Raw genomic sequence first — 22,078 nt, forward strand, 5'->3', positions numbered from 1 at the left:
ACGGCTCCTTCAGTCGGTGAGCAGGCCGAGCAGACGGGCGGCGTTCTCCTTGAGGATCTTCGGCCGGACCTCGGGCTTGATGTCGAGCCTGTCGAAGTCGGCGAGCCACCGGTCGGGGGTCAGGACGGGGTAGTCGGAGCCGAAGAGGACCTTGTCCTGGAGCAGGGTGTTGGCGTAGCGCACGAGTTGCGGAGGGAAGTACTTCGGCGACCAGCCGGACAGGTCGATGTAGACGTACGGCTTGTGGGTGGCGACCGCCAGGGCCTCGTCCTGCCAGGGGACGGAAGGGTGGGCCAGGATGATCCGCAGCTCGGGGAAGTCCACGGCGACGTCGTCGACCAGCATCGGGTTCGAGTACGAGAGGCGGATGCCGCCGCCGCCCGGGACACCGGCGCCGATGCCGGTCTGCCCGGTGTGGAACAGCGCGGGGACGCCGAGTTCCTCGATGGCCTCGTACAGCGGGTAGGCGAGCGGGTCGTTCGGGGAGAACGCCTGGATGCTGGGGTGGAACTTGAACCCGCGGACGCCGTGGTCCCGGACGAGACGCCGGGCTTCCCGCACGCCCGCGCGCCCCTTGTGCGGGTCGATACTGGCGAAGGGGATCAGGACGTCGCGGTGGGCGGCGCAGCTCTCGGCGATCTCCTCGTTGGGGATCCGCGGGTGTCCGGTGGCGTGCTCGGCGTCGACGGTGAACACCACGGCCGCCATGGCACGCTCGCGGTAGTGGTCGGCCATCTCCTCGATGGTCGGCTGCCGGTGGCCGTGGACCTTGAAGTACTTCTCGGAGGCACCGAACAGCTCCGGGCTCAGGGCCCCGTGGCCGTCCTTGGAGATCTCCGCGTGGGTGTGCATGTCGATGGCGGTGATCTGGTGGATGTCGATGGCGGGGGCGATGCCGAGGCCAGGGTCGCGGTCGGGGCCTGGGTCGATGCCGATGCCGGGGTCGAGGTCACGGCCGCGCGGGAGGTCGCTCATCTCATGCCTCCGGGGTCTGGGGCGCGGGGATCCCGTAGGTCTCGGGCTCGGCTCCGATGCCGTTCGGCCACTCCGCGGCGATGGCGTCGGCGCTCCAGCCGCCGTCGGCGAAGGCGACCGCCTTCTCCTTGGGGTGTGCCCACAGGGCCAGCCGGTCGCCGCCGATGCCGATGGCCTGCCCGGTGACTCCGTCGGAGTCGTCCGAGGCCAGGAAGGTGATCAGCGCCGCGACGTCCTCGACCGTGCCGAGGCCTTCGCCCTTGCGCAGCCACTCCGGTAGCGGCTCGCCGGTGCGCTCGCTCTCCTCGATGACCGGGCCGAACGCCGGGACGGTCTTGGTCATCTCGGTGGCGGCGACGGGTACGACGGCGTTGACGGTGATGCCGGCCCGGCCCAGTTCCATGGCCCAGGTGCGGGCCATGGCGACGATGCCCGCCTTGGCGGCCGCGTAGTTGGTCTGGCCGAAGTTCCCGCGCTGCCCGGCCGGGGAGGAGATCAGGACGAGCCGACCGCCGGTGCCCTGCTCCCGCATGCGGACGGCGGCCGCGCGGGCGCAGGTGAAGGTGCCGCGCAGGTGGACACGTACGACGGCGTCGAAGTCGTCGTCGGTCATCTTCCAGAGCACGCGGTCGCGCAGGATACCGGCGTTGGTGACGAGCACGTCCAGGCGCCCGAACTCGCGCACCGCCGTGTCCACCAGGCTCTGGGCGGCCGCGCTGTCGCCCACCGCCTCGACGACACCGGTCGCTGTGCCGCCTTCGGAGGTGATCAGGGCGACGGCGTCGTCGACGGCGGCCTGGTCGACGTCGTTGACGACGACGGCCGCGCCCGCCGCTGCGATTGCGCGGGCGTACGCCAGTCCGAGACCGCGTCCGCTGCCGGTGACGACGGCGACTTTGCCCTGGAGATCCATGAGAGGGGCCTCTCGTGAGGGGACGGGGGAAGGGATGCCGAGAGCACCGGCGGGACACGCCGGGATCGACAGGAATCCTGATGAATGTCAGTCTGGATAATCAACAGGATTCCTGTCAATGCCCTAGGGTGGGACAGCCGCACCCCGGCGGCACCCCGGCACCCCGGCACCCCGGCACAGGGACCGCCACCACGGAAGGACGAACGTGAGCACCTCACTGCTCTACCTGGTCAAGAGGACGGAGCTGGCGGTGCGCGCCCGCCTGGAGGAGCTGGTCAGACCCGCCGGGATCACGGCCCTGCAGTACACGGCTCTCACGGTCCTGGAGCGGCGTGACGGCGTCTCCGCCGCGCAGCTCGCGCGTGACTCCTTCGTCACCGCCCAGTCGATGGCCGACATGGTCCGCGCGCTGGAGAGCCGCGACCTGATCCGCCGCGAGCCCAACCCCGCCAATCGCCGCGAACGCCTGATCCTGCTCGCGCCCGCCGGGCGGCAGCTGCTCGCCGAGTACGCCGAGCCGGCTCGGCAACTCGAGGAACGCATGGTCGCCGACCTGAGCGCCGAGGAGATCCACGGCTTCCGTGAGGCGCTGAACAGGGCATGGCGGTCCCTGTCGTAGAGGCGTCGTCCGTCAGCAGTGCGTGCGAAGCATCAGCCGGTGAAGGGCTGGCTGGCCCATCGGCCGTCCTCCGGATGTCCGTGATGCTGCGGAGCTGGTGGGTCAGGCCGTACTAGGCCGCCCGCTTGGCAGCGTCGTCGAGGACGCGTAACCCATCATCCAGGGTCGCGCGGTCGGACAGGAGGATGTGCCCGTACGCGGTGTCCAGCCGTACCCGCTGCATGGGCGCATCGTTGATGCCTGTTGTGCGAGCCACGTCGATGAGGCGCAGGGCCGCGTCGAGATTGCCGGTTCCACGGTGGGCCAGGGCGAGCTTCTGCCGCGCGACGGACCAGTCGTCCTGCTCGGCAAGGCCCTCGAACTCGTGGATGGCTTCTTCCATCACCCGAACCGCATAGTCGTGGTTGCCGTCCTTGCTGAGCGCCGTGCCTACCCAGAGTCGCGCGCGGGCACGGTCCCGCGGGGATAACCGTTCGTCGATCGCGAGGTCCTCGTACTGTCGGGCCGCGGTCTCCAGCGCTCCGGACATCTCGGTGACGACGGCGAGAGAAAGGTCGAGCTGCGCCACACGTCGCGGAATTTCCAACTCGGTATAGAGAGAGCGGGTGTTGGCGTAGCAGCGCTGGGTGGAGAGTGGGCCTACGACTGCCCCTTGGTCCCGCTTGAGATCGCCTTGCAGGGCGACGGAGCGGGCGAGGAGGTAGGTGCCTCGCTCGTCCGGTTCCGAGGGCTGGTAGCCGGACGACCATCGCCGAAGCAGGTCGTCGGCGAACGCGAAGTTCTGGTGGGACAGCGCGACGACGGCACGTTCGAGGTCGTCCGTCCAGGACTCGTACTCCCAGGCCCGAGGCCGAGGGATGGTGACGCGCCCCGTTTCGCCGGCGAGTCGTCCCCCTTCTCCCTCGGAGAGCTTCGCGAGCTCCGTCTCGAATCTCAGATACTCCCTTCCGATGAAGAGCACCGACCCGAACTGGTTCACCGCGACCACCCACCAGCCGAGGCTGCGCGAGCGGATGCAGGGCCGGGAGCGATGGCAGATCTCGGCGAACGCGAGATGACCCGATACCAGGAACAGCACGCACCCGATCACGTCGGGAGTCCAGATCAGCCGGTTGGTCTGCTGGACGGTGAGCCCCTGCAGGAAGGAATCCAGCAGGTTGACTCCGAACACGAGCGTCCCGGCGAACTGCACGAACGTGCTGAGCCAGTCCAGACGCATCGGCTCGTACCCCCACCACCGCCAGCCGACCGTTGCCAGGGGGCCGCCCCCTTCGGAGTGGCGAGGCGCGTTCAGCACCTGCAAGAGCGAGGTGTAGCCCCCGATGGTGAAGAACAGCCCGCCCGCGAAGTAGATCGAGGCGCTCTCCACCGGGTCGCCCGAGCCGAACTGGGCGACCCCGGCCCCCGAGAGCGAAGAGCATTCCGCCGAGGAAGAACGCACCCGAAGCGAGGGAGTTGAGCCTCCGAAGGCGGTCGAGGGCCTCGGCATCGGCAGTCGGGGACAGGGCGACCATGCCCCCCGGGGGCGCGGACGGACAGCGCCCCACGCTTGCGCGCGAGCCGCGACTCCCCTACCACCGTCTCCGCTTCGGGATGGTGCCAGGTGAGACGGGTGGTGAACGGTCACGCGCCTTCGGCGCGGTGCTCAGGCGGTTCCACGACTCGAGCCTCGTTCCAGCCCCTCTGCCCCGCGGACAGTGAAACGTGGACGTTGCCCTGTCTCCCCCGAGTGACCGGTGTCGCCGTCCCTCAGGCGTGCGGCACGACGGCCACAGGGCAGGAGGCGTGGTGGATGACGGCGTGGGTGATCGACCCGATATGAGCGCCCCGGGCCGCCCTGCGCCGGCCGACGACCACCAGGCGTGCATCCGACGCGGCCTCGATGAGATGCTCGGCTGCCCGTCCCGGAGCGGACACCTCCACCACCTCTGTCGCCGGAAACCTGTCCCGGAACGGTCGAACCGCGTCGGCGAGCGCTGACGCCATCTCGTCCTTCACGGCTGCGCCGGGGTGGTGCACGAAGGATTCATGCCACGTGTGCACGATTTCCAGCGGGACGCGGTGCCGCCCGGCGAAATCGAACGCGAAGTGCAGGAGCTCGTCCTTGACTGCGTTCACGTCCAGGCCGAGGACCACCTTCCGGCGGCTGTCCCCCTCGGAAGCACCGGAGCTGTCCTTCTCGTATCCGGGGCGAACGAGAACCACCGGACGCTCTGCTTCCGCGACGACCTCCTGCCCTACCGAACCGACGATGAACCCGCGGACGCTACCCAGCCCATGAGAGCCCACGACGAGCAAGTCCCCCTCGGCAGCGGCGGAGAGCAGCACGCTGACGGGGGCGTCTTCGACCTCGTCAGCAGTCTTGGCAAGGTCCGGCTGCCGGGAACCGACACGCCGCTCGGTCTCGGCCAGCACTCCTTCCGCCGCGCCGGCACGGTCTTCGTGCGACACCTTCATCGCCCCCAACTGATGCTCCGCCCACCGTGTGGCGTACACCAGTCGCAGGCCGTCGCCGCGCAGCGCCGCCTCGTCGGCGGCCCAGTCCACCGCCGCCAGGCTTCCTTCGGAGCCGTCCACTCCCACAGTGACAGGTCGGGACACGCTGCTCTCTCCTCGCCTCGGGCCATCGTCGACAGACCCTCACAGGGGCGCCGATGGGCATCCGTGTGCGAGGGCACCTGGTCAGGAAGCTACCGAGTCGCAGAAGCAATGGTGTGCACGGCGTTGGGCGACGCTGCCGAAGTACTCCGTCCGGCGGAGGACACCGGGATGCACGCCCGTTCACAGGACGGATGGGCCCCTCTCGTGCACGGAACCTCTGTCCAGCCGTTTCGCATGGCGTGGGCTCCGAGCTGCATCCGGGTCCTGACTCCGGCCAGGTCCATGAGGTGGCGCAGGCGCCGGTGCAGCGTACGCGGTGACAGACCGAGTTGTGTCGCGGCAGTCAGGTCCGTCAGGCCGGCCAGGAGCAGGGCGAGGATCCTTCGGTCGAGGTCGGTGGGGCCTTCCGCAGCGACCTCGACTGTGGGATCGGTCTCTCCGTCGGTGCCCGACAGTTCGAGGGGGCGGGCGGCGCGCCACACCGTCTCGAAGAGCGCGTCCAGGGCGGCCAGGAGGCCGCTGCGGTGCAGGAGCACAGCGCCGGGCTCTCCGGCCGCCGTGACCGCGAGCGGGACGAGGCCCAGGTCGGCGTCGGCAAGGACGAGTTTCATCGGCAGTTCGTCGGCGACGCGCAGCTGCACTCCCCTGCCCAGGGAATCGATCGCGTCGTCGACGATGCCCGGCTCCCCGAGCACGGCCCGGTCCAGGACCGCCCGGAAGCGGACCCCGCGGCCGATGGCCACCGGTTCTGCCGTGTTCTCGTCCGGCGGCAGCGCGACGAACGGTGCGGTGATGAAGGAGCGGACCTCGGTGCGGGCCGCCTGCTGCACCTGGAGGAAACGATGCCGGATGGCGTCGACGCCTGTGACGACCTCGATCAGGTCGCTGATGCTGTTCCCGGTCATCGCCGCCCGGTGCTCCTCGGCGAAGGTCACCAAGGCGTGCTCGGCCATGCGCAGCCCGTCCCGGCGCTGGCTGATGAGCGCGCCGAGCGCCATCGCCGGTGGCGCGGCGGTGAACCGCTCGTCCACCGACCTGGTCGCCAGTCCCCATTCGACGAGACGAGACAGTGACTTGTCGACGTGGGCCTTCGGCAGAACGCCCAGGTCGGCGAGAAGGATCGCGGTGGAGTTCGGCCGTCCGAGCAGCGCCCGGTAGACGAGCTCGTCATCGGGATCGAGGCCAAGAACATCCAGCATCGGCGATCGACTCTCCTCCGCTTGCCGCAGCGGGGAGAGTATGCGCCAAGGGGGCAGACCTTGCATAGTCCCTGCTGGGAGCAGGTCTGAGGGGAAGGGCCCCGGGACGTCGCCGCCCCGGGGCCCGACTGTTCCGTTCATCGCAGGCCGTACGCCCGGATGATCTCGTTCTTGACGCCGAAGCCGCTGTCCGTCCCGGCGCTCGCGCGGAGCGAGACGTAGCCGCCGGGCTTCTTGGCCGTCCTGAACGAACCCGTCCAGGAGCCGTCGGCCCCCTTGGTCAGGGTCACCTTCTGCCAGGTGGCGCCGTCGTCGTACGAGACGTCCAGCGTCACCGTGGTGACGGTGCCCGGCACGGTGCCGAGGTCCATGGACACCGGTGTGAGGACGATCTGCTGGGTCGCGTTGGCCTTGACGTCGCCGTGCAGGTCCGACTCCAGTTTGTAGTCCAGGTTCAGCACCGAGAACGGCTCGAAGGAGTCCGAGTCGACGGTGTCGGACATGAACGTCCACTCGGAGTGGGTGCGCGTCGACAGCCTGAAGGCGTCCGCGGGCCGCTCCACGTCGAGGACGGCGCGGTAGGGCAGGTTGCCCGCCGGCACCTCCTCCCACTGCATGTCTCCACTGACCGGGTTGTCGTGGATCAGTGTGTCGCCCTGGAAGATCTGCAGGTGGGACGGCGTCTCACCCCAGGGCAGGTTGCCGCCGAGCCGCATGGAGTCGCTGGAGGAGGCCCATGCCTGGACGTTCCAGGTCATGTAGTTCTGCCAACGCGAGTTGTACACACCGAAGGACTCGCTCTGGGCAGGCCGGGTCGCCGGAGCGAACCAGTCCAGCCGGGTGGTGCTGCCCTTGGCGTACGTGTTGTCGCCCGACACCATCACCCACGGCAGATTTCCGTCGACGCCCTGCGCGTGGAACTCCCTCCAGACCTGACCCGGGGTCACCCATTCGGTGCGGGTGCCCGGGTGCCATTCGCCCTCGGGGAAGTTGAACGACGGGCTGAGGGTGAAGTCGGACCGGTACCCCTCCGCCAACTTGCCGTCCGTGGCCGAGTAGTAGCGGGCGTCGATCCGGGCGAGGTCGTCCTGGGTCGGCTTGTAGACCAGGGCCCGGTCCGGCACCTGGACGGGGTAGTCCCGGGTCAGGTCGTAGACGAACGGGGTGTACTCGGTCTGCCTGACGGTGAGCTTCAGGATGCGGGCCTTGGCCATCGCGATGAGGGCCTTGCCCGCATCGCGGTGCACGGTGGCCACCGGGATGGCCGACTCGCCCACGTACTCCATGAGGCCACCGACACCGTCGTTGACCACGATCAGCGCCTTGGCACCTGCCGCGGCCGCGGCCTCGGTGCGCTCCTGCGGCGAGACCTCGTCACTGCGCTCGACGACGACGACCTTGCCCTTGGCCTGCACCTTCTCGTACTCGGCCGCCGCGCCGCTGCCCGCGTGGACGGCGTCCAGCCTGTCGGTGGCGGTACCCAGGGCGCTGCCCGCCTGCACCAGCGTCTCGAAGCGGAGCCGACCGTCCAGCGTGCTCAGGCCGAGCTGCGGCTCACCCTTGCGCCAGCGGGTGACGAGCATGAACTCGCCCTGCGTCATGGGCTCCGTCGGCGAGACGTAGACGTCGTCGTACATGGGCGGCAGCACGTACGCGCTGCGATAGTCCAAGTACGGGTCCAGGCCCTTGTAGTGGACGTTGAAGTCGACCTTGCGCTGGCGGTCCTCGGTGCGCTGCGGCGCCTCGGTCTGCAACAGGCGTGCCTTGCTCGCGTCCAGCACGACGTCCGCGGGGCCGTCCTTGAGCACGGTCTCCGGGTCGACGAGCACGGCCAGACCGGAGCGGTCCGCCTTCTCGCCCGCCACGTCGACGTACCCCGCGACGGTGTACAGGCCGGGTGCCATGCGCATCGTGGTCGAGCCCTCGACGTAGGCGCTCCACGGCCAGGGGTCACCGGCGAGGTTGATGCCGACCCAGCCGCTGGCGGGCTTGCCGTCCTTGCCGACGAGCTTGATGTTCAGGTCGTAGCGCTCCTCCTCCTTGAGCAGTGCCACGGCGGTGCGGGTCACCGGCTGACCGGTGGCCGCGTCGGTGGCTGTCACGTAGCCGGCGTGACGGCCTGCCGAGGCGGTCCGCGGGTCACCGGTGACGGGGACGGTGGCGGTGCCGCCCGCGGGGACGATCACCTTGGCCGCTCCCAGCGTGAACGGCCCGTCGTCGTCAGTCAGCGCCAGGTTCAAGGTGACGTCGGCGGAACCGGCGTTGGTGAAGGTCAGATCCTTCGTGACGGCGACATCGCTCGGCTGGTGCGGCCAGGTGTGGTTGCCGAAGAAGAGCGACCCGGTTGCCCGGACCGTTGTGCGCACGGCGGCGGCCACGTCCAGGCGGCCCGTGCCGACCTCGTACGGCGAGTACCCACCGTCCAGGCCCTTCGCGGTGCTCGTCAGGTGCTCCTTGAGCTGCGCGCCGGTCCAGTCCGGGTGCTGCTGCGCCAGGATCGCCGCCGCGCCGGCGACATGCGGGGTGGCCATCGACGTACCGCTGATGGTGCGGTAGAGGCCCTCCCCACCACCGGTCATCGCCTGTGACCGGGCAGCGGTGATGTCCACGCCCGGCGCCGCGATGTCCGGCTTCATGCCACCGGACCAGGCCAGCGGGCCGGTACTGGAGAAGGACGCGAGCTGGTCCTGCTTGTCCGTGGCGGCCACGGTCAACGCCGCGGCGGCCGCACCCGGGGCGGAGATGCTCTCCGGGCCGGCGTTGCCGGCGGCTATGACGAACAGGGTGCCGTACTGCGCGGACAGCGCGTCGACCGTCTGCGACATCGGGTCGCTGCCGTCGGTCGGGTAGGAGTCGCCGAGGCTCATGTTGACGACGTCGGCGCCGGACTCGGCGGCCCACTGCATGCCGGCCATGACCCAGGAGTCCTGGCCGTATCCCTCGGCGCCGCCGAGCACCTTGCCGACGTACAGGTCGGCGCCGGGCGCGACGCCCTTGTTGTCGCCTCCGGAGACGGCGCCCGAGCCGACGATCGTGCCGGCCACATGCGTCCCGTGCCCGTTGACGTCGGTGACGCCCTCTCCCGGCACAAAGCTTGCCGTGCCGTCGATCAGGCCGGCGAAGTCGGGGTGGTCGGCGTCGATGCCGGTGTCGAGCACGGCCACCTTGACGCCCTTGCCGGTGTAACCGGCCGCCCAGGCCTCGGGCGCGCCGATCAGCGGCGCGCTGTCCTTCAGGCTGGCCTTCACGCGACCGTCGAGCCACAGCTTCGCGACCCCCGCACCGAGCGTGCCGCTGCCCTGAGGCGCGACGGAGGTCCAGAAGGTGCGGGTCTGCCGCTTGTCGGTGCTGAGCACCGCGCCGCGGATTCCCTTGAGTTTGCGGGTCAGCTTGCTGCCGCGGGGAGCCGTCGGCTCGGTGGCCGCCCTGGACGTCGGCTCGGTGTACGTCGCGATCAGCGGTACGGCGGCCGACTTCGCGTCGTCGTACCCCATCTCGATCAGGTCGGTGACGTTGAACAACCGCCGGTCCAGCTTGTCCGTTCCCAGCAGCGGTACCGCCTCGTCCGGGATGACGAACAAGTCGCCCTTGATCTCCTGGAGTTTCACGCCGCCGACGGCGCTGTCAGGCCGGTCGACGTCGGCGATCTGCTTGCCGTCGGCGGTCGTGGTGACCGTGACGACGTCGCCGGTGACCAGGGTGACCTTGTGGGTCGCCGAGGGCTTGGCGGGGACGGGGGGCTTGGCCGGAGCGGCTTGCGCGGGTGCCTGCAGAGCAACGAGCCCCGAGGCCAGCAGGGGCGCCACGGTAGCCGCCGCGATCAGCTGCCAGCGCCCGCGCCGGAAGGCGGAAGGATGAGAAGGGGAGTCCATGGCATGGGTCTATCGACCGGTGAACACCGTCGTGAAGGCCTCATGACGGCAAGTCCTCGCCATGGCAAAGGCTTGTCAGTCGTGAACCGCGCGATTCCGGGCGGAAAGACGTGACAGGTCGCGGGTACCGACATGCGCCGGGGCACGACGGGGGTCAGATTGGAGATATCCGACCACCGGACGGAGACGCCTCGGCGGGCAGACGACATGTAAGGAGCCTGTCAGACCATGGCTCGCGAAGAAGCGACAGGTGAGCCGCCGCGGCTGGTTCTCGTCGTCGGCGTCGCCGGGTCGGGCAAGTCGACGGTGGGTTGTCTTCTCGCCGAGCGGCTGGGTTGGGCGTACCGGGACGCGGACGCGTTCCACTCCGAGGCCGACCGCGCCAAGATGGCCGCCGGTCATGCCCTCACGGACAGCGACCGGGAGCCGTGGCTCGAAGCGATCAGGGAGTGGATGGACAAGGCGACCGCGGCCGGTCAGCGGGGCGTCGTCACCTGCTCGGCGCTCAAGCGTCACTACCGGGACAAGCTGCTGGCAGGACGTCCCGACATTGTCCTGGTGTACCTGCACGACTCGCGCGAGCTCCTGGAGTCCCGGCTGGCCGCGCGCCACGGTCACTTCTTCCCGGCGGGCCTGCTGGACAGCCAGCTCGCCGTCCTCCAGGAGCCGGAGCCCGACGAGCACCCGTTGGTGGTGGAGATCGACCAAGCTCCGGAGGACGTCGTCACCGCCGTGCTGTCGCAGATGCGCCGGAAATCCTCTGACGGGGTAGCGGCGGACGGGCCAGGCACGGAGCGGGCCCTTCACGCCGTCGTGCCCGACGCCTCTTCCGCGTCCCCCAGCCCCACAGGCGGGTCGTGGCGGTTGGTCCGGGGAGAGCAGAGCGCGGACGTGGTCCAGCTGGGCGGCGCGCTGCGCGACTACGTCGTGAACGGCCGACCACTGCTCGACGGGTTCTCCACGGGGTCCACCATCACGGGCGGGCGCGGGCAGCTGCTCGTCCCCTGGCCGAACCGCGTGGGCGGCGGACGCTACCACTTCGATGGCAGGGATCGGCAACTTCCCCTGACCGAGGTGGAGAAGGACAACGCGATCCACGGACTGCTTCGCTGGACCCTGTGGGAGTTGCTCGCCCGAACCGATGACTCGGTGACGCTCGGCACGACGCTCTGTCCCCAGCCCGGATATCCGTTCCTCCTCGATGTCCATGTCGAGTACCGGCTCGGGCCCGAAGGGCTCAGGGCCACGGTCCGGGCCACCAACACCGGTACTGGACCCGCGCCTTACGGTGTGGGCCAGCATCCCTATCTCACGGTCGGTACCGATCTCGTCGACAGCGCCGTGCTGACCGTTCCCGCGCGGACCCTGCTGCGTACCGACGACAAGGGCCTGCCCACCGGCCAGGAGCCCGTCGACGGCACCCCGTACGACTTCCGCACCGCACGCCCCATCGGCGACCTGCGGCTGGACACCGCCTTCACCGGACTCGACCGTGATCCCGACGGGCGGGCGATCGTGCGGCTGGCGCACCCCTCCGGACTGCGAGGCGTCGATCTCTGGCTCGGTGACGGCACCCGCTGGGTGCAGGTGTACACGGGCGACACCCTGGCCGAACCCGAGCGGCGGCGACGGGGAGTCGCCGTGGAGGCGATGTCCTGCCCACCGGACGCCTTCCGGAGCGGAACGGACCTCACCGTCCTGCAACCGGGCGCGACCCATGTGCTCCGGTGGGGGCTGAGCCCCTGGGGGTACACGTGGCACCGTCCGTAGAGCCGTCGAGGACGGGCGACATGACCGCGCACGATTTCCGGGCGCTCTACGAGCGGCTCCGGAACCAGGCGGCACTGCCGGCGGTGAACGGCCGGTGTGGCGCGCTCCGCCATCTCACACCTGAGCGGGTGGTGGCGGCGGCCTCGGAGGTCCGGCTCGGACGCACCGTGTCGATGGCGGCTCCGATCGAGACGGTGCCGGGTCCCGACGCCCCTGAGCCGGCGGTGCACCGCATGACCGGCCCGAGCCCGCGCGATCTCGGCTCCGACGCGCTGCACTTCGCCACCGACCGCTTCGCCATGAACGTGCACGGCGACGCGGACAGCCACCTCGACGCCCTCTGCCACGTGGTGTTCGACGGGGAGCTCTACGGCGGGGTGCCCGCGAGCACCGTGACGGCCGAGGGCGCCCGTCGGCTCTCCGTCGACCTGCTCGGGAACGGCATCGTCGGCCGAGGTGTCCTGCTGGACATTCCGCGGCTGCGTGGCGTGCCCTGGCTGGAACCGGGCGACGTCGTGACCTCGGGCGACCTGACGGCGGCCGAGGCCGCGCAAGGAGTCCATGTGGGTCCGGGGGACCTGCTGTTCGTCAGGGTGGGGCACCGCCTTCGGCGCACCGAACTCGGGCCGTGGGACTCGGCCGGGGCACGGGTGGGCCTTCACCCGACCGCAGTGGAGTTCCTGGCCGAGCGCAAGGTCTCCGCTCTGGGCGGAGACGGCAACAACGACACCGCGCCCAGCGTGGTGGAGGGCATCGCCTTCCCCGTCCACGTCCTGGCCATCCACGCCATGGGGGTCCACCTCATGGACTACCTGCGGTTCGAGGAACTCGTCCCGGTCTGCGCGCAGGCCGGACGCTGGAGTTTCCTCTGTGTGGTCGCCCCTCTGCGGCTGACCGGAGCCACGGGATCGCCCGTGAACCCCGTAGCGGTGCTGTGAAGCGGACGCGTGCGGGGGAGCGCCGCTCCGGTCGCCGTCCGCGTGAAGCGCGGCTACGTTCGAGAGTGGGGCCGGCGGACCCGCGCCCAGCGGGGCACCAGGTGCCTGACGCCAGGTCGGGGCCGTGATTCCAAGGATGGTGGTCGCCATGGGCGACGCCCCTCACTACGACGTCATCATCGTCGGCACCGGCGCCGGTGGAGGCACTCTCGCCCATCGGCTCGCCCCGTCCGGCAAGCGCGTCCTCCTCGTCGAACGCGGCGGCTACCTTCCGCGCGAGCGGGACAACTGGGACTCGACGGCCGTGTTCGTCAGGGGCAAGTACCGGGCACCGGAGTTCTGGCTGGACAGGAACGGCGACGAGTTCCCGCCCGAGGTCAACTACTACGTCGGCGGGAACACCAAGTTCTACGGTGCCGCCCTCTTCCGGCTGCGGCCGGAGGACTTCGGCGAGCTCCGTCATCACGGCGGCATCTCCCCGGCCTGGCCGATCCGGTACGAGGATCTGGAGCCGTACTACACGCAGGCCGAGCACCTCTACCTCGTCCACGGACGGCACGGCGAGGATCCCGGCGAAGGCCCGGTGAGCGCGCAGTACGCACATCCACCGGTGGAGCACGAGCCGCGCATCCAGCAGCTGAGCGACGACCTCGAGACGCGTGGCCTGCACCCGTTCCACCTGCCGATCGGCGTCGATCTGAGTCAGGAGAACGGCTGGCGGGCCGGCCACTCCAGCGTCTGCATCCGGTGCAACCGGGTCGACGGCTTTCCGTGTCTGGTGCGCGGGAAGTCCGACGCCGAGGTGATCTGCGTGGAACCGGCCCTGCAGCACCCCAACGTCGAGATGGTCACGAACACTCAGGTGGTCCGTCTGGACACGGACGACCTGGGACGCAGGGTCAGCGCGGTCGTCGGCCGGCTGGTGGACGGCTCGGAGGTCCGGTACACGGCGGACATCGTGGTCGTCTCCTGCGGGGCGGTCAACTCGGCAGCGCTGCTGCTGGCCTCGGCGAGCGATCACCACCCCCGTGGCCTCGCCAACAGCTCGGACGTGGTCGGCCGGTTCTACATGCGGCACAACAACCTCGCTCTGATGGCCGTGTCGAAGGAACCCAATGACACCCAGTTCCAGAAGACCCTCGCCGTCAACGACTGGTACCTCGGCGCGGACGACTGGGACTTCCCGTTGGGTGGCATCCAGATGCTGGGCAAGTCGGACTCCGAGCAGATCCACGGCGAGGCCCCCCGATGGGCCGGTGCGGTGACACCCGACATGCCGTTCGAGGTGCTGGCGCGTCACGCCGTCGACTTCTGGCTGTGCGGTGAGGATCTCCCCTTGCCCGACAACCGGGTCACTCTCGACGGCGACGCCCGTATCCGTCTCACTCTCGACGAGAAGAACAACATCGAAGGCCTGAAGCGGCTGAGGCACAAACTGCAGGGAATGCTGGGCCACCTCGGCATGCACGAGCACCACCTGCTGTCCCGCAGCATCTACCTGCACAAGGGCATGCCGATCGGTGCGACCGCGCACCAGGCGGGCACCGTCAGATTCGGCACCGACTCCGCCGCTTCCGCGCTGGACGTCAACTGCAAGGCCCACGACCTCGACAACCTGTACGTCGTCGACACGAGCTTCTTCCCGAGCATCGGCGCGGTCAATCCGTCCCTGACGGCCATCGCCAACGCCCTGCGGGTCGGCGACCACCTCCTGGCCCGGCTGGGTTGAGATCGACGGCCGACCGCTGCCCCGTTCGGACGAAGATTCTGGCCTCAACGGGCTAAAAGCGACTCCGAGGAATTACCGCCCACCTCATCGAGTGATTGCGTGAGAGGCCCGGCGACCCCGGCCCCCGGGCTCGGCGCGACCGTGCAACGAGGAGGCAGGACGGCATGGAGTCCACAGCGGGTGCCCCGCAGAGCGTGATCCCGGCGCGATTGCTGCAGGGCCAGAAGGCGCTGGTCACCGGAGCCAATTCGGGCATCGGCAAGGCCACGGCCATCGGCCTGGGCCGGGCGGGCGCGGATGTGGTCGTGAACTACGTGACGGGCCGTGAGGCTGCCGAGGAGGTGGTCGAGGAGATCGCCTCGTTCGGGGTGCGGGCAGCGGCCTACGAGGCAGATGTGTCCCAGGAGGACCAGGTCACGGCCATGATGGACCGGATGGTCCAGGAGTTCGGGACCATCGACGTCCTGGTCGCCAACGCGGGACTGCAGCGGGACGCCCGGGTCACCGAGATGACGCTCGCCCAGTGGCAGAAGGTCCTCGACGTCAACCTCACCGGTCAGTTCCTGTGCGCCCGGGAGGCGACCAAGGAGTTCCGGCGCCGTGGCGTGGTCCCCGAGGTGTCCCGCGCCGCCGGGAAGATCATCTGCATGAGTTCGGTGCACCAGATCATCCCCTGGGCGGGCCACGTCAACTACGCCTCCTCCAAGGGCGGGGTGCAGATGATGATGCAGACCCTGGCCCAGGAGCTCGCGCCGGAGAGGATCCGGGTGAACGCGGTCGCCCCGGGCGCGATCAGGACGCCGATCAACCGGGAGGCCTGGGAGACCCCCGAGGCCAGGGAGGACCTCCTGAGGCTCATCCCGTACGACCGGATCGGCGACCCCGAGGACATCGCCCACGCCGTCGTCGCACTCGCCTCCGACCTCATGGACTACGTGGTGGGGACCACCCTGTACGTCGACGGCGGGATGACCCTCTTCCCGGGATTCGCCACCGGCGGCTGACCCTCCCCCGGCCTGTCACGTTCACGAACAGCGAAGGCTTGCATGTCCACCTCGCTCCATCTACTGGCGGATGCCCCCGCCCAACTCCTGCCCGCCCGGGAACTCATGGCCTTCACCCTGGCGTCCCACATCATCCTGGTACCCCTCGGCGTCGCCTTCCCCTTCATCACCCTGGTCATGCACTACCGCGGGCTGCGCCGGAAGGACGCCGCGGCACTGCTCCTGGCACGGCGCTGGTCGGCCGTCATGGCGGTGCAGTTCGCGCTCGGCATCGTCACCGGCACGGTGCTCTCCTTCGAGTTCGGCCTGCTCTGGCCCGGCCTGATGGGCAGGTGGGGTGATGTCTTCGGCATCGGCTTCGGCGTCGAGGCCTGGGCCTTCTTCCTGGAGGCCGTCCTCATCGCCATCTACCTGTACGGATGGCGGCGGCTGAAGCCCCGTACGCACTTCCTGCTCGGCCTGCCCCTGCCGTTCGCCGCACTGCTCGGAGCGTTCGGCATCCTGGCCGCCAACTCCTGGATGAACACGCCACAGGGCTTCTCCCTCGACGCCGGGGGCAACCCGGTCGACGTGAACGTCTGGAAGGCGATCTTCACACCGATGTTCGGGCCGCAGTACTGGCACTTCGTCGTGGCGATGATCATCACCGCGGGCTTCATGGTGGCCGGGGTCTACGCCGTCGGCTGGCTGCGCGGCCGCCGGGACCACTACCACCGGCTCGGCTTCTCCGTTCCGTTCACCATCGCCGCCGTCGCCACCCCGGTGCAGTTCGTCCTCGGCGACTCCATCGCCCGGTCGGTGTTCCACAAGCAGCCGGTGAAGTTCGCCGCCCTGGAGATCGTCTGGAAGACCGACACCCGGGTGCCGGAGTACCTCTTCGGGCGCCTCAACGAGGACGGCACCGTCTCCGGCGGCATCAAGATCCCGTTGCTCGACTCGGTGCTCGCCGGGTTCAGTCCGAACACCGAGGTGGTGGGGCTGACCTCCGTCCCGGCGAACCAGCGCCCCACCGCGACACAGGCGACCATCGCCCACTGGGCGTTCGACATCATGGTCCTGATCGGATCCGTGCTGGTGCTGCTCGCGCTCTGGTACGGGTTCGTATGGTTGCGGCACCGCCGACTGCCCGCCTCCGCGTGGTTCTACCGATCGGCGGCCTGTGCCGGCGTGGCCTCCGTGGTGGCCGTCGAGTGCGGCTGGATCGCCACCGAGGTGGGACGCCAGCCCTGGATCGTGTACCAGAACATGCGGGTCGCCGAGGCTGTGACGTCGACCCGCTCCACCAGCCTGTGGATCATGCTCGGTGTGGTCATGGTGGTGTACGTGTTCCTGTTCGGCACGTTTCTCGGCGTCCTGCTCAAGATGCGGACGCGCTGGCGGCTCGCGGACGAACAGCGTGCGGCGGGTGGTGGGGCGCAGGATCCCGAGGACGAAACCCCCTACGGTCCCCGGGTCTCGCAGGACGCCTCCGCCACCGCGGGCGGATCCCCACGCACCGGGAACGGTCGCCCATGACCGCCGACCTCATCGCCGTGGTGCTGCTCCTCGCCGTGACCGCGTACACCTGCGCCGGCGGCACCGACTACGGAGCCGGCTTCTGGGACCTGACCGCCGGAGGGACGGAGCGCGGCCGGCGTCCCCGGTGGCTCATCGACCACGCGATGGCTCCCGTGTGGGAGGTCAACAACGTCTGGTTCATCTTCGTCCTCGTCATCATGTGGACCGGCTTCCCCACCCTCTTCCAGGCCGTGTTCTCCGCGATGTGGCTGCCGCTGGCCCTGGCCGTGGTGGGCATGGTGCTGCGTGGCGCCGCGTTCGCCTTCCGTAAGCCCACCCGGCGGCTCGCCGGCCGACGCCTGTTCGGTGCCGTGTTCGCCGTGGCCTCGCTCGTGACGCCGTTCTTCCTCGGAGCCGCCGTCGGAGGCATCGCGTCGGGGCGTGTGGCGCCCGGCACCACGGCCTCGGCCGACGCCTGGGCCAACCCCACCTCCCTCGTGTTCGGGCTGGTGGCGATCGCCACCACGGCATTCCTGGGTGCGGTGTTCCTCACCGGTGACGCCCGCCGGTTCGAGGCCCCCGAACTCATCGGCTACTTCAGGCGGCGGGCGCTGAGCAGTCTCGGAGTGTTGACCGTCCTGGCGGTGGTCACCGGCTTCGTCACCCACGAGGACTCCCCGCACGTGTGGCACGGACTCACCCACGGCCTGGGACTGCTCTTCGTGGCGGTCGCCGGAGGGGCCGCCCTCGCGACCGGCTGGCTGCTCCTGCGTACACCGGGCGCGTGGCTGCGGGTCACGGCGATCGGCGTCGTGGCGTCGGCCGTCATCGCCTGGGGTATGGCCCAGCGCCCCTATCTGCTCCCCACCTCGCTGACCGTGGCCGACGCCGCGGGCTCACCCGCCACGCTGACGTGGCTGGCGATCGTCACCCTGGTGGCCCTGGTGCTCGTCATGCCGGCCGTAGTCCTCCTCTACTGGCTCGACACCCATGGTGAGCTCGAGGAGCTCACCGACGCCGACCTGCGTAGAGAGAGCGGCACCACAGGTGACGGGACGGCACCCGACCTCTGATCGCCCGTCGCGTTCGTCCTGGACGCTGCTCACGCCCAGATTCCGAGGAAGGAAGCCGCTGTGACCGACGACGAGATCCTTCTCGGACTCGCCCTGACGGTGGTGCTCGCCACCGGATCGCAGATCCTGGCGAGCAAGCTGCGCGTCCCGGCCCTGATCATCCTGCTTCCCGTCGGTTTCGCCGCCGGTGCGATGACCGACGTCATCCACCCGGACAGACTGCTGGGGCCGGACTTCTCCGCCATGGTGTCGCTGTCCGTCGCGGTGATCCTCTACGACGCCGGTCTGGGACTCGACCTGCGCAAGCTCGCCCACCACACCCGAGGGATCGTGGGCAGGCTCCTCGTGTACGGCGTGCTGCTCACCTTCCTCGTCACCGGGACGGTGGCACCTGCGATGTTCGACATGCCCCTGCGCGTGGCCGCGATGCTCGGCATGATCCTCGTCGTCTCCGGGCCCACGGTCGTGGGACCGATCCTCGACTTCGTACGGCCGAGCGACAGGGTGCGGCGCATCCTGATCTGGGAAGGGACGCTGACCGACCCGATCGGCGCCATCCTCGGCGCCCTCACCTTCCACGCGGTCGCCTCGTCGCATCAGATCGACATCGGCCGGGGCTACCAACTGGGCCAGTTCGCCATCAGTCTCGCCGTCGGGCTGGCCGGCGGGGTCGTGGGCACCGCTCTCCTGTGGTTCACCCTGCGCACCCTGCGACTCGGCGAGACCCTCGGAACACTGGCACAGCTCGCCATCGTGATCGGCGTATCGGCGGGCTGTGACATCGTGCGGGACGACACGGGGCTCATCGCCGCGATCGTGGCCGGCCTCGCCGTCTCCAACATCCGTGGCTTCGACATGCCCGCGCGCCGCCCGTTCCTGGAGACCCTGGTCCAGCTGATCATCGGACTGCTGTTCGTCTCCATCTCCTCCACCGTCACCCCGGCATCCCTGGTGCCGGTACTGCTTCCCGCGCTCGGCCTGGTCGCGATCCTCGTCCTGGTGGTCCGCCCGATCGTGGCCTTCGGCGCCGCGGCACGCACGGACCTCTCACGCGGCGAGCGTGCCTTCGTCGGATGGATGGACCCACGCGGCATCGTCGCGGCGGCGACGGCGTCGGCCTTCTCCGCCGGCCTGGTGGAACGGGGCGTGCCCGGGGCCGCGAAGGTCCTGCCTGTCACCTTCCTGGTGATCGTGGCGACCGTTCTGCTCTATGCGCTGACGGCGGCGCCGGTGGCCAGACGGCTGGGGGTCGTCAAGGCGGAGGGCACCCGCGTCCTCCTGGTGGGTGGCGAGCCGTGGGTGGTCGACCTGGGCAGGGCCCTGCGGACCGCCGGCCTCGACGTGCTGATGTGGGCGGGACTCGACGAGGAAAGGGAAAGAATCAAGCGGGCGGGCCTGGAGCTGGCCAAGGGCGATCTGCTGGCCACCGCCATCAATCCCGGAGCTCGGCTGGAGGGCGTGACGGCCGTCTTCCTGGCCACCGATGACGACGACTTCAACGCGCTCGCCTCGATCGTGATGCAGGACAACGTCGAGGGCCCCGTCTACCGCGTGGGGCCGCCGCACGACAGCCACGGCGTGGTCGCTCCCTACACCGGCGGTGACATCCTGTTCGGCCACTCCCTGGTCCGGCACGTCCTCGCGGAGCGTTACGAGCGGGGAGCACGGTTCACGGTGCAGCCGGCCACCGACCCACTGCGGCCGGAGTACGACACGCTCTTCGTCGTGCGGGCGGACCACCGGCTGGACCCCGTCACGGAGAGACAGCAGAGCGTGCCGCAGGACGGTGACACCGTCGTCCTCCTCGGCCCCGCGCCGTCCACCGCATCGCGCTGAGACTCTCGCGGTCTACGGTCCGGCGCGCCGCGTGTCCTGAAGCATCGAGTCCAGGGTGATCGCGGCGTCGATCAGTGCCAGATGGGTGAAGGCCTGGGGAAAGTTGCCCAACTGCCGTCCCGTCAGGTCGATCTCCTCGGAGTACAGGCCCAGGTGGTTGGCGTACGTGAGCATCTTCTCCAGCACCAGCCTGGCCATGTCAGTGCGTCCGGCCCGGGCCAGGGCGTCGACGTACATGAACGTGCACAGGGAGAAGGTTCCCTCGGAGCCGCGCAGCCCGTCGGGCGACGCCTCGGGGTTGTAGCGGTAGACGAGGCTGTCGCTCACCAGCTCACGCTCCATGGCGTCCAGAGTGGACTTCCACATGGGATCGTCCGGCGTGATGAAGCCGACCGTCGGCATGCGCAGCAGGGACGAGTCGAGCACGTCGTCTCCGTAATGCTGCACGAAGGCCGACTTCCCCGGATCCCAGCCACGGTCGTACACCTGTGCGTAGATCTCGTCCCGTGCGTCGACCCAGCGACCGCCGGCCGCGGGACGGCCGTCGTCGTTGGCGATCCGCAGGGCGCGGTCGAAGGCCACCCAGGACATCACACGACCGTAAGTGAAGTCCTTCCGGCCTCCGCGCGTCTCCCAGAGCCCTTCACCGGGCTGATCCCAGTGGTCGACCAGCCAGTCGAGCAGGGTGTGCAGGGCCTTCCAGCCACCGTGGTCGAGATGCATGCCGTGCTCGTGCGCGAAATAGATGCTGTCGAGCGCCTCGCCGTAGATGTCCAGCTGAAGCTGGGTCGCCGCTCCGTTGCCGATGCGGACCGGGGCGGAGCCGCGGTATCCCTCCCAGTGGTCGAGGGTCTCCTCGACCAGGTCGGCGGAGCCGTCGACCCGGTACATGATGTTCAGCGGCCCCGAACCGTTCTCCTGACCGGCCTCCTGCTTCACCCGGTCGTGCAGCCAGTTGATGAACGCGGACGCCTCTTCCTTGAACCCCAGGCCGAGCAGGGCGTACACCGAGAAGGAGGCGTCACGGATCCAGGTGAACCGGTAGTCCCAGTTCCGCTCGCCGCCCAGTTGCTCGGGAAGCCCCGCCGTGGGCGCGGCGACCAGGGCGCCGGTCGGCGCGTAGGTCATCAACTTCAGCGTCACGGCCGAGCGTTCCACCGCCTCGCGCCAACGGCCGGAGTAGGTGGACTGACCCAGCCAGGAACGCCAGTAGCGGACCGTCTCGTGGAAGAGGCGCTCGAACGCCTCCAGGCGGACCTCGTGCGGAGGCCCGCCGGGGGCGGATTCCATGACCAGGCCACGCTGCTCCCCCGCCCGCAGGCTCAAGGAGAAGTGCAGGTCGTCGTTGTTTCCTCCCGGGAGGATGCTCATCAGTCGCTCGTCCTGCGGCTCACGGACGGCGTGGACGGCCAGGTCCAGGTCTTCCGAGGTGAACAGGGCGCCGTGCTCGGACATGTGGAGTTCGTGCGGCTTGCGGCCGTAGTCGAAGCGTGGAGCGATCTCCCCTTCGAACGTCATGCTGCCGCGCACGCAGCGGAGCAGGCGGACGATTCGGTGCCGGTCCGTCGCGGTGGCTCCGGTCACCGGCATGAAGTCCACGACCTCCCCCGCCCCGGCCTCCGTCATGAAGCGCGTCACCAGAACGGCCGTGTCCGGGTGGTAGAGCTGTTTGGTCGTGTACGTGTCGGCAACCGGCCGCACGGTGAAGTGGCCGCCCTTCCGCCGGTCGAGCAGAGCGCCGAAGACACTGGGCGAATCGAACTGAGGGCAACAGAACCAGTCGATCGTCGCATCGGTCGTCACGAGCGCAGCGGTCTGCAGATCACCGATCAGACCATGGTCCTCGATCAGGGGATAGTCCTCCATCGCGGGCCCCTTTCAGCCCGGTCGACCACATCCGGAGCACCTGCGCGCCGGGGTTGAGGTGGACCGGACGGCACCCGATCAGCTTAGGCCGACGGTGACGCTCCGTCCTGGCGAGAGAGTGACGCGGAGTGACGGCGCTGCCGCTGGGCACAGGGCCGAGAATCGCCCTACCGTGAGGTGGAGGGG

15 protein-coding genes are annotated in these 22,078 nt (G+C 69.5%); 8 read left to right on the forward strand and 7 right to left on the reverse strand.

Annotated elements, in window-relative coordinates; all coding sequences use genetic code 11:
• Window positions 1-9 precede the first annotated feature (9 nt).
• Window positions 10-882, reverse strand: a complete 873-nt coding sequence (locus AB0F56_RS15880; RefSeq protein ID WP_362009525.1) for an amidohydrolase family protein — start codon at window positions 880-882, stop codon at window positions 10-12.
• Window positions 883-976: 94 nt separating this feature from the next.
• Complete coding sequence (locus AB0F56_RS15885; RefSeq protein WP_362009148.1) at window positions 977-1,888, reverse strand: SDR family NAD(P)-dependent oxidoreductase; 912 nt, start codon at window positions 1,886-1,888, stop codon at window positions 977-979.
• Window positions 1,889-2,093: 205 nt separating this feature from the next.
• Here AB0F56_RS15885 and AB0F56_RS15890 point away from each other — a divergent pair, with 205 nt between their 5' ends.
• Window positions 2,094-2,507 (forward strand): MarR family transcriptional regulator, encoded by a 414-nt coding sequence (locus AB0F56_RS15890; protein ID WP_362009151.1) that lies wholly within the window; start codon window positions 2,094-2,096, stop codon window positions 2,505-2,507.
• Between the two features lie 112 nt (window positions 2,508-2,619).
• Here the strand turns inward: AB0F56_RS15890 and AB0F56_RS15895 are convergent, their stop codons facing one another.
• From AB0F56_RS15895 to AB0F56_RS15910, 4 genes are all read right to left on the reverse strand, one after another.
• Complete coding sequence (locus AB0F56_RS15895) at window positions 2,620-3,948, reverse strand: hypothetical protein (RefSeq protein WP_362009154.1); 1,329 nt, start codon at window positions 3,946-3,948, stop codon at window positions 2,620-2,622.
• Window positions 3,949-4,256: 308 nt separating this feature from the next.
• On the reverse strand, window positions 4,257-5,108 hold the full coding sequence (locus tag AB0F56_RS15900; RefSeq protein WP_362009157.1) for a universal stress protein: 852 nt from the start codon (window positions 5,106-5,108) through the stop codon (window positions 4,257-4,259).
• A gap of 89 nt (window positions 5,109-5,197) precedes the next feature.
• The gene (locus AB0F56_RS15905) at window positions 5,198-6,307 is read right to left on the reverse strand and encodes a transcriptional regulator TrmB (protein ID WP_362009160.1); all 1,110 of its coding nucleotides are present in this window, start codon (window positions 6,305-6,307) and stop codon (window positions 5,198-5,200) included.
• 137 nt (window positions 6,308-6,444) lie between these two features.
• The gene (locus AB0F56_RS15910) at window positions 6,445-10,179 is read right to left on the reverse strand and encodes a S8 family serine peptidase (protein ID WP_362009162.1); all 3,735 of its coding nucleotides are present in this window, start codon (window positions 10,177-10,179) and stop codon (window positions 6,445-6,447) included.
• A 228-nt stretch (window positions 10,180-10,407) separates the two neighbouring features.
• On the opposite strand from AB0F56_RS15910, the gene AB0F56_RS15915 reads away from it, so the two are divergent.
• From AB0F56_RS15915 to AB0F56_RS15945, 7 genes are all read left to right on the forward strand, one after another.
• Window positions 10,408-11,949, forward strand: a complete 1,542-nt coding sequence (locus AB0F56_RS15915) for a gluconokinase, GntK/IdnK-type (RefSeq protein ID WP_362009165.1) — start codon at window positions 10,408-10,410, stop codon at window positions 11,947-11,949.
• Window positions 11,950-11,969: 20 nt separating this feature from the next.
• On the forward strand, window positions 11,970-12,887 hold the full coding sequence (locus tag AB0F56_RS15920; protein ID WP_362009168.1) for a cyclase family protein: 918 nt from the start codon (window positions 11,970-11,972) through the stop codon (window positions 12,885-12,887).
• 148 nt (window positions 12,888-13,035) lie between these two features.
• Window positions 13,036-14,616, forward strand: coding sequence for a GMC family oxidoreductase (locus tag AB0F56_RS15925; protein WP_362009171.1), 1,581 nt, complete (start codon window positions 13,036-13,038; stop codon window positions 14,614-14,616).
• 164 nt (window positions 14,617-14,780) lie between these two features.
• Window positions 14,781-15,620 carry an SDR family oxidoreductase gene (locus AB0F56_RS15930; protein WP_362009174.1) on the forward strand — a complete coding sequence of 280 codons (840 nt, stop codon included), beginning with the start codon at window positions 14,781-14,783 and terminating at the stop codon, window positions 15,618-15,620.
• A 42-nt stretch (window positions 15,621-15,662) separates the two neighbouring features.
• Window positions 15,663-17,135 (forward strand): cytochrome ubiquinol oxidase subunit I, encoded by a 1,473-nt coding sequence (locus tag AB0F56_RS15935; RefSeq protein ID WP_362009176.1) that lies wholly within the window; start codon window positions 15,663-15,665, stop codon window positions 17,133-17,135.
• The gene (locus AB0F56_RS15940) at window positions 17,132-18,190 is read left to right on the forward strand and encodes a cytochrome d ubiquinol oxidase subunit II (protein ID WP_362009179.1); all 1,059 of its coding nucleotides are present in this window, start codon (window positions 17,132-17,134) and stop codon (window positions 18,188-18,190) included. Before AB0F56_RS15935 ends, AB0F56_RS15940 begins: the two co-directional genes overlap by 4 nt.
• A gap of 60 nt (window positions 18,191-18,250) precedes the next feature.
• Window positions 18,251-20,026: a cation:proton antiporter gene (locus AB0F56_RS15945; protein ID WP_362009182.1), complete on the forward strand. Its 1,776-nt coding sequence runs from the start codon at window positions 18,251-18,253 to the stop codon at window positions 20,024-20,026.
• Window positions 20,027-20,038: 12 nt separating this feature from the next.
• Here AB0F56_RS15945 and AB0F56_RS15950 read toward each other — a convergent pair whose 3' ends face one another.
• Window positions 20,039-21,892 carry a glycoside hydrolase family 15 protein gene (locus AB0F56_RS15950; RefSeq protein WP_362009185.1) on the reverse strand — a complete coding sequence of 618 codons (1,854 nt, stop codon included), beginning with the start codon at window positions 21,890-21,892 and terminating at the stop codon, window positions 20,039-20,041.
• Between the last annotated feature and the right edge of the window lie 186 nt (window positions 21,893-22,078).

It is taken from the genome of Streptomyces sp. NPDC026092 (assembly GCF_040638605.1).
Taxonomy (GTDB): domain Bacteria; phylum Actinomycetota; class Actinomycetes; order Streptomycetales; family Streptomycetaceae; genus Streptomyces.

What these genes read in the sequence shown, in the direction of transcription:
- AB0F56_RS15905 (WP_362009160.1), bottom strand. Translation starts at nt 6,307, where the DNA reads ATGCTGGATGTTCTTGGCCTCGATCCCGATGACGAGCTCGTCTACCGG.
- AB0F56_RS15935 (WP_362009176.1), top strand. Translation starts at nt 15,663, where the DNA reads ATGTCCACCTCGCTCCATCTACTGGCGGATGCCCCCGCCCAACTCCTG.
- AB0F56_RS15915 (WP_362009165.1), top strand. Translation starts at nt 10,408, where the DNA reads ATGGCTCGCGAAGAAGCGACAGGTGAGCCGCCGCGGCTGGTTCTCGTC.
- AB0F56_RS15920 (WP_362009168.1), top strand. Translation starts at nt 11,970, where the DNA reads ATGACCGCGCACGATTTCCGGGCGCTCTACGAGCGGCTCCGGAACCAG.
- AB0F56_RS15925 (WP_362009171.1), top strand. Translation starts at nt 13,036, where the DNA reads ATGGGCGACGCCCCTCACTACGACGTCATCATCGTCGGCACCGGCGCC.
- AB0F56_RS15950 (WP_362009185.1), bottom strand. Translation starts at nt 21,892, where the DNA reads ATGGAGGACTATCCCCTGATCGAGGACCATGGTCTGATCGGTGATCTG.
- AB0F56_RS15940 (WP_362009179.1), top strand. Translation starts at nt 17,132, where the DNA reads ATGACCGCCGACCTCATCGCCGTGGTGCTGCTCCTCGCCGTGACCGCG.
- AB0F56_RS15910 (WP_362009162.1), bottom strand. Translation starts at nt 10,179, where the DNA reads ATGGACTCCCCTTCTCATCCTTCCGCCTTCCGGCGCGGGCGCTGGCAG.
- AB0F56_RS15885 (WP_362009148.1), bottom strand. Translation starts at nt 1,888, where the DNA reads ATGGATCTCCAGGGCAAAGTCGCCGTCGTCACCGGCAGCGGACGCGGT.
- AB0F56_RS15930 (WP_362009174.1), top strand. Translation starts at nt 14,781, where the DNA reads ATGGAGTCCACAGCGGGTGCCCCGCAGAGCGTGATCCCGGCGCGATTG.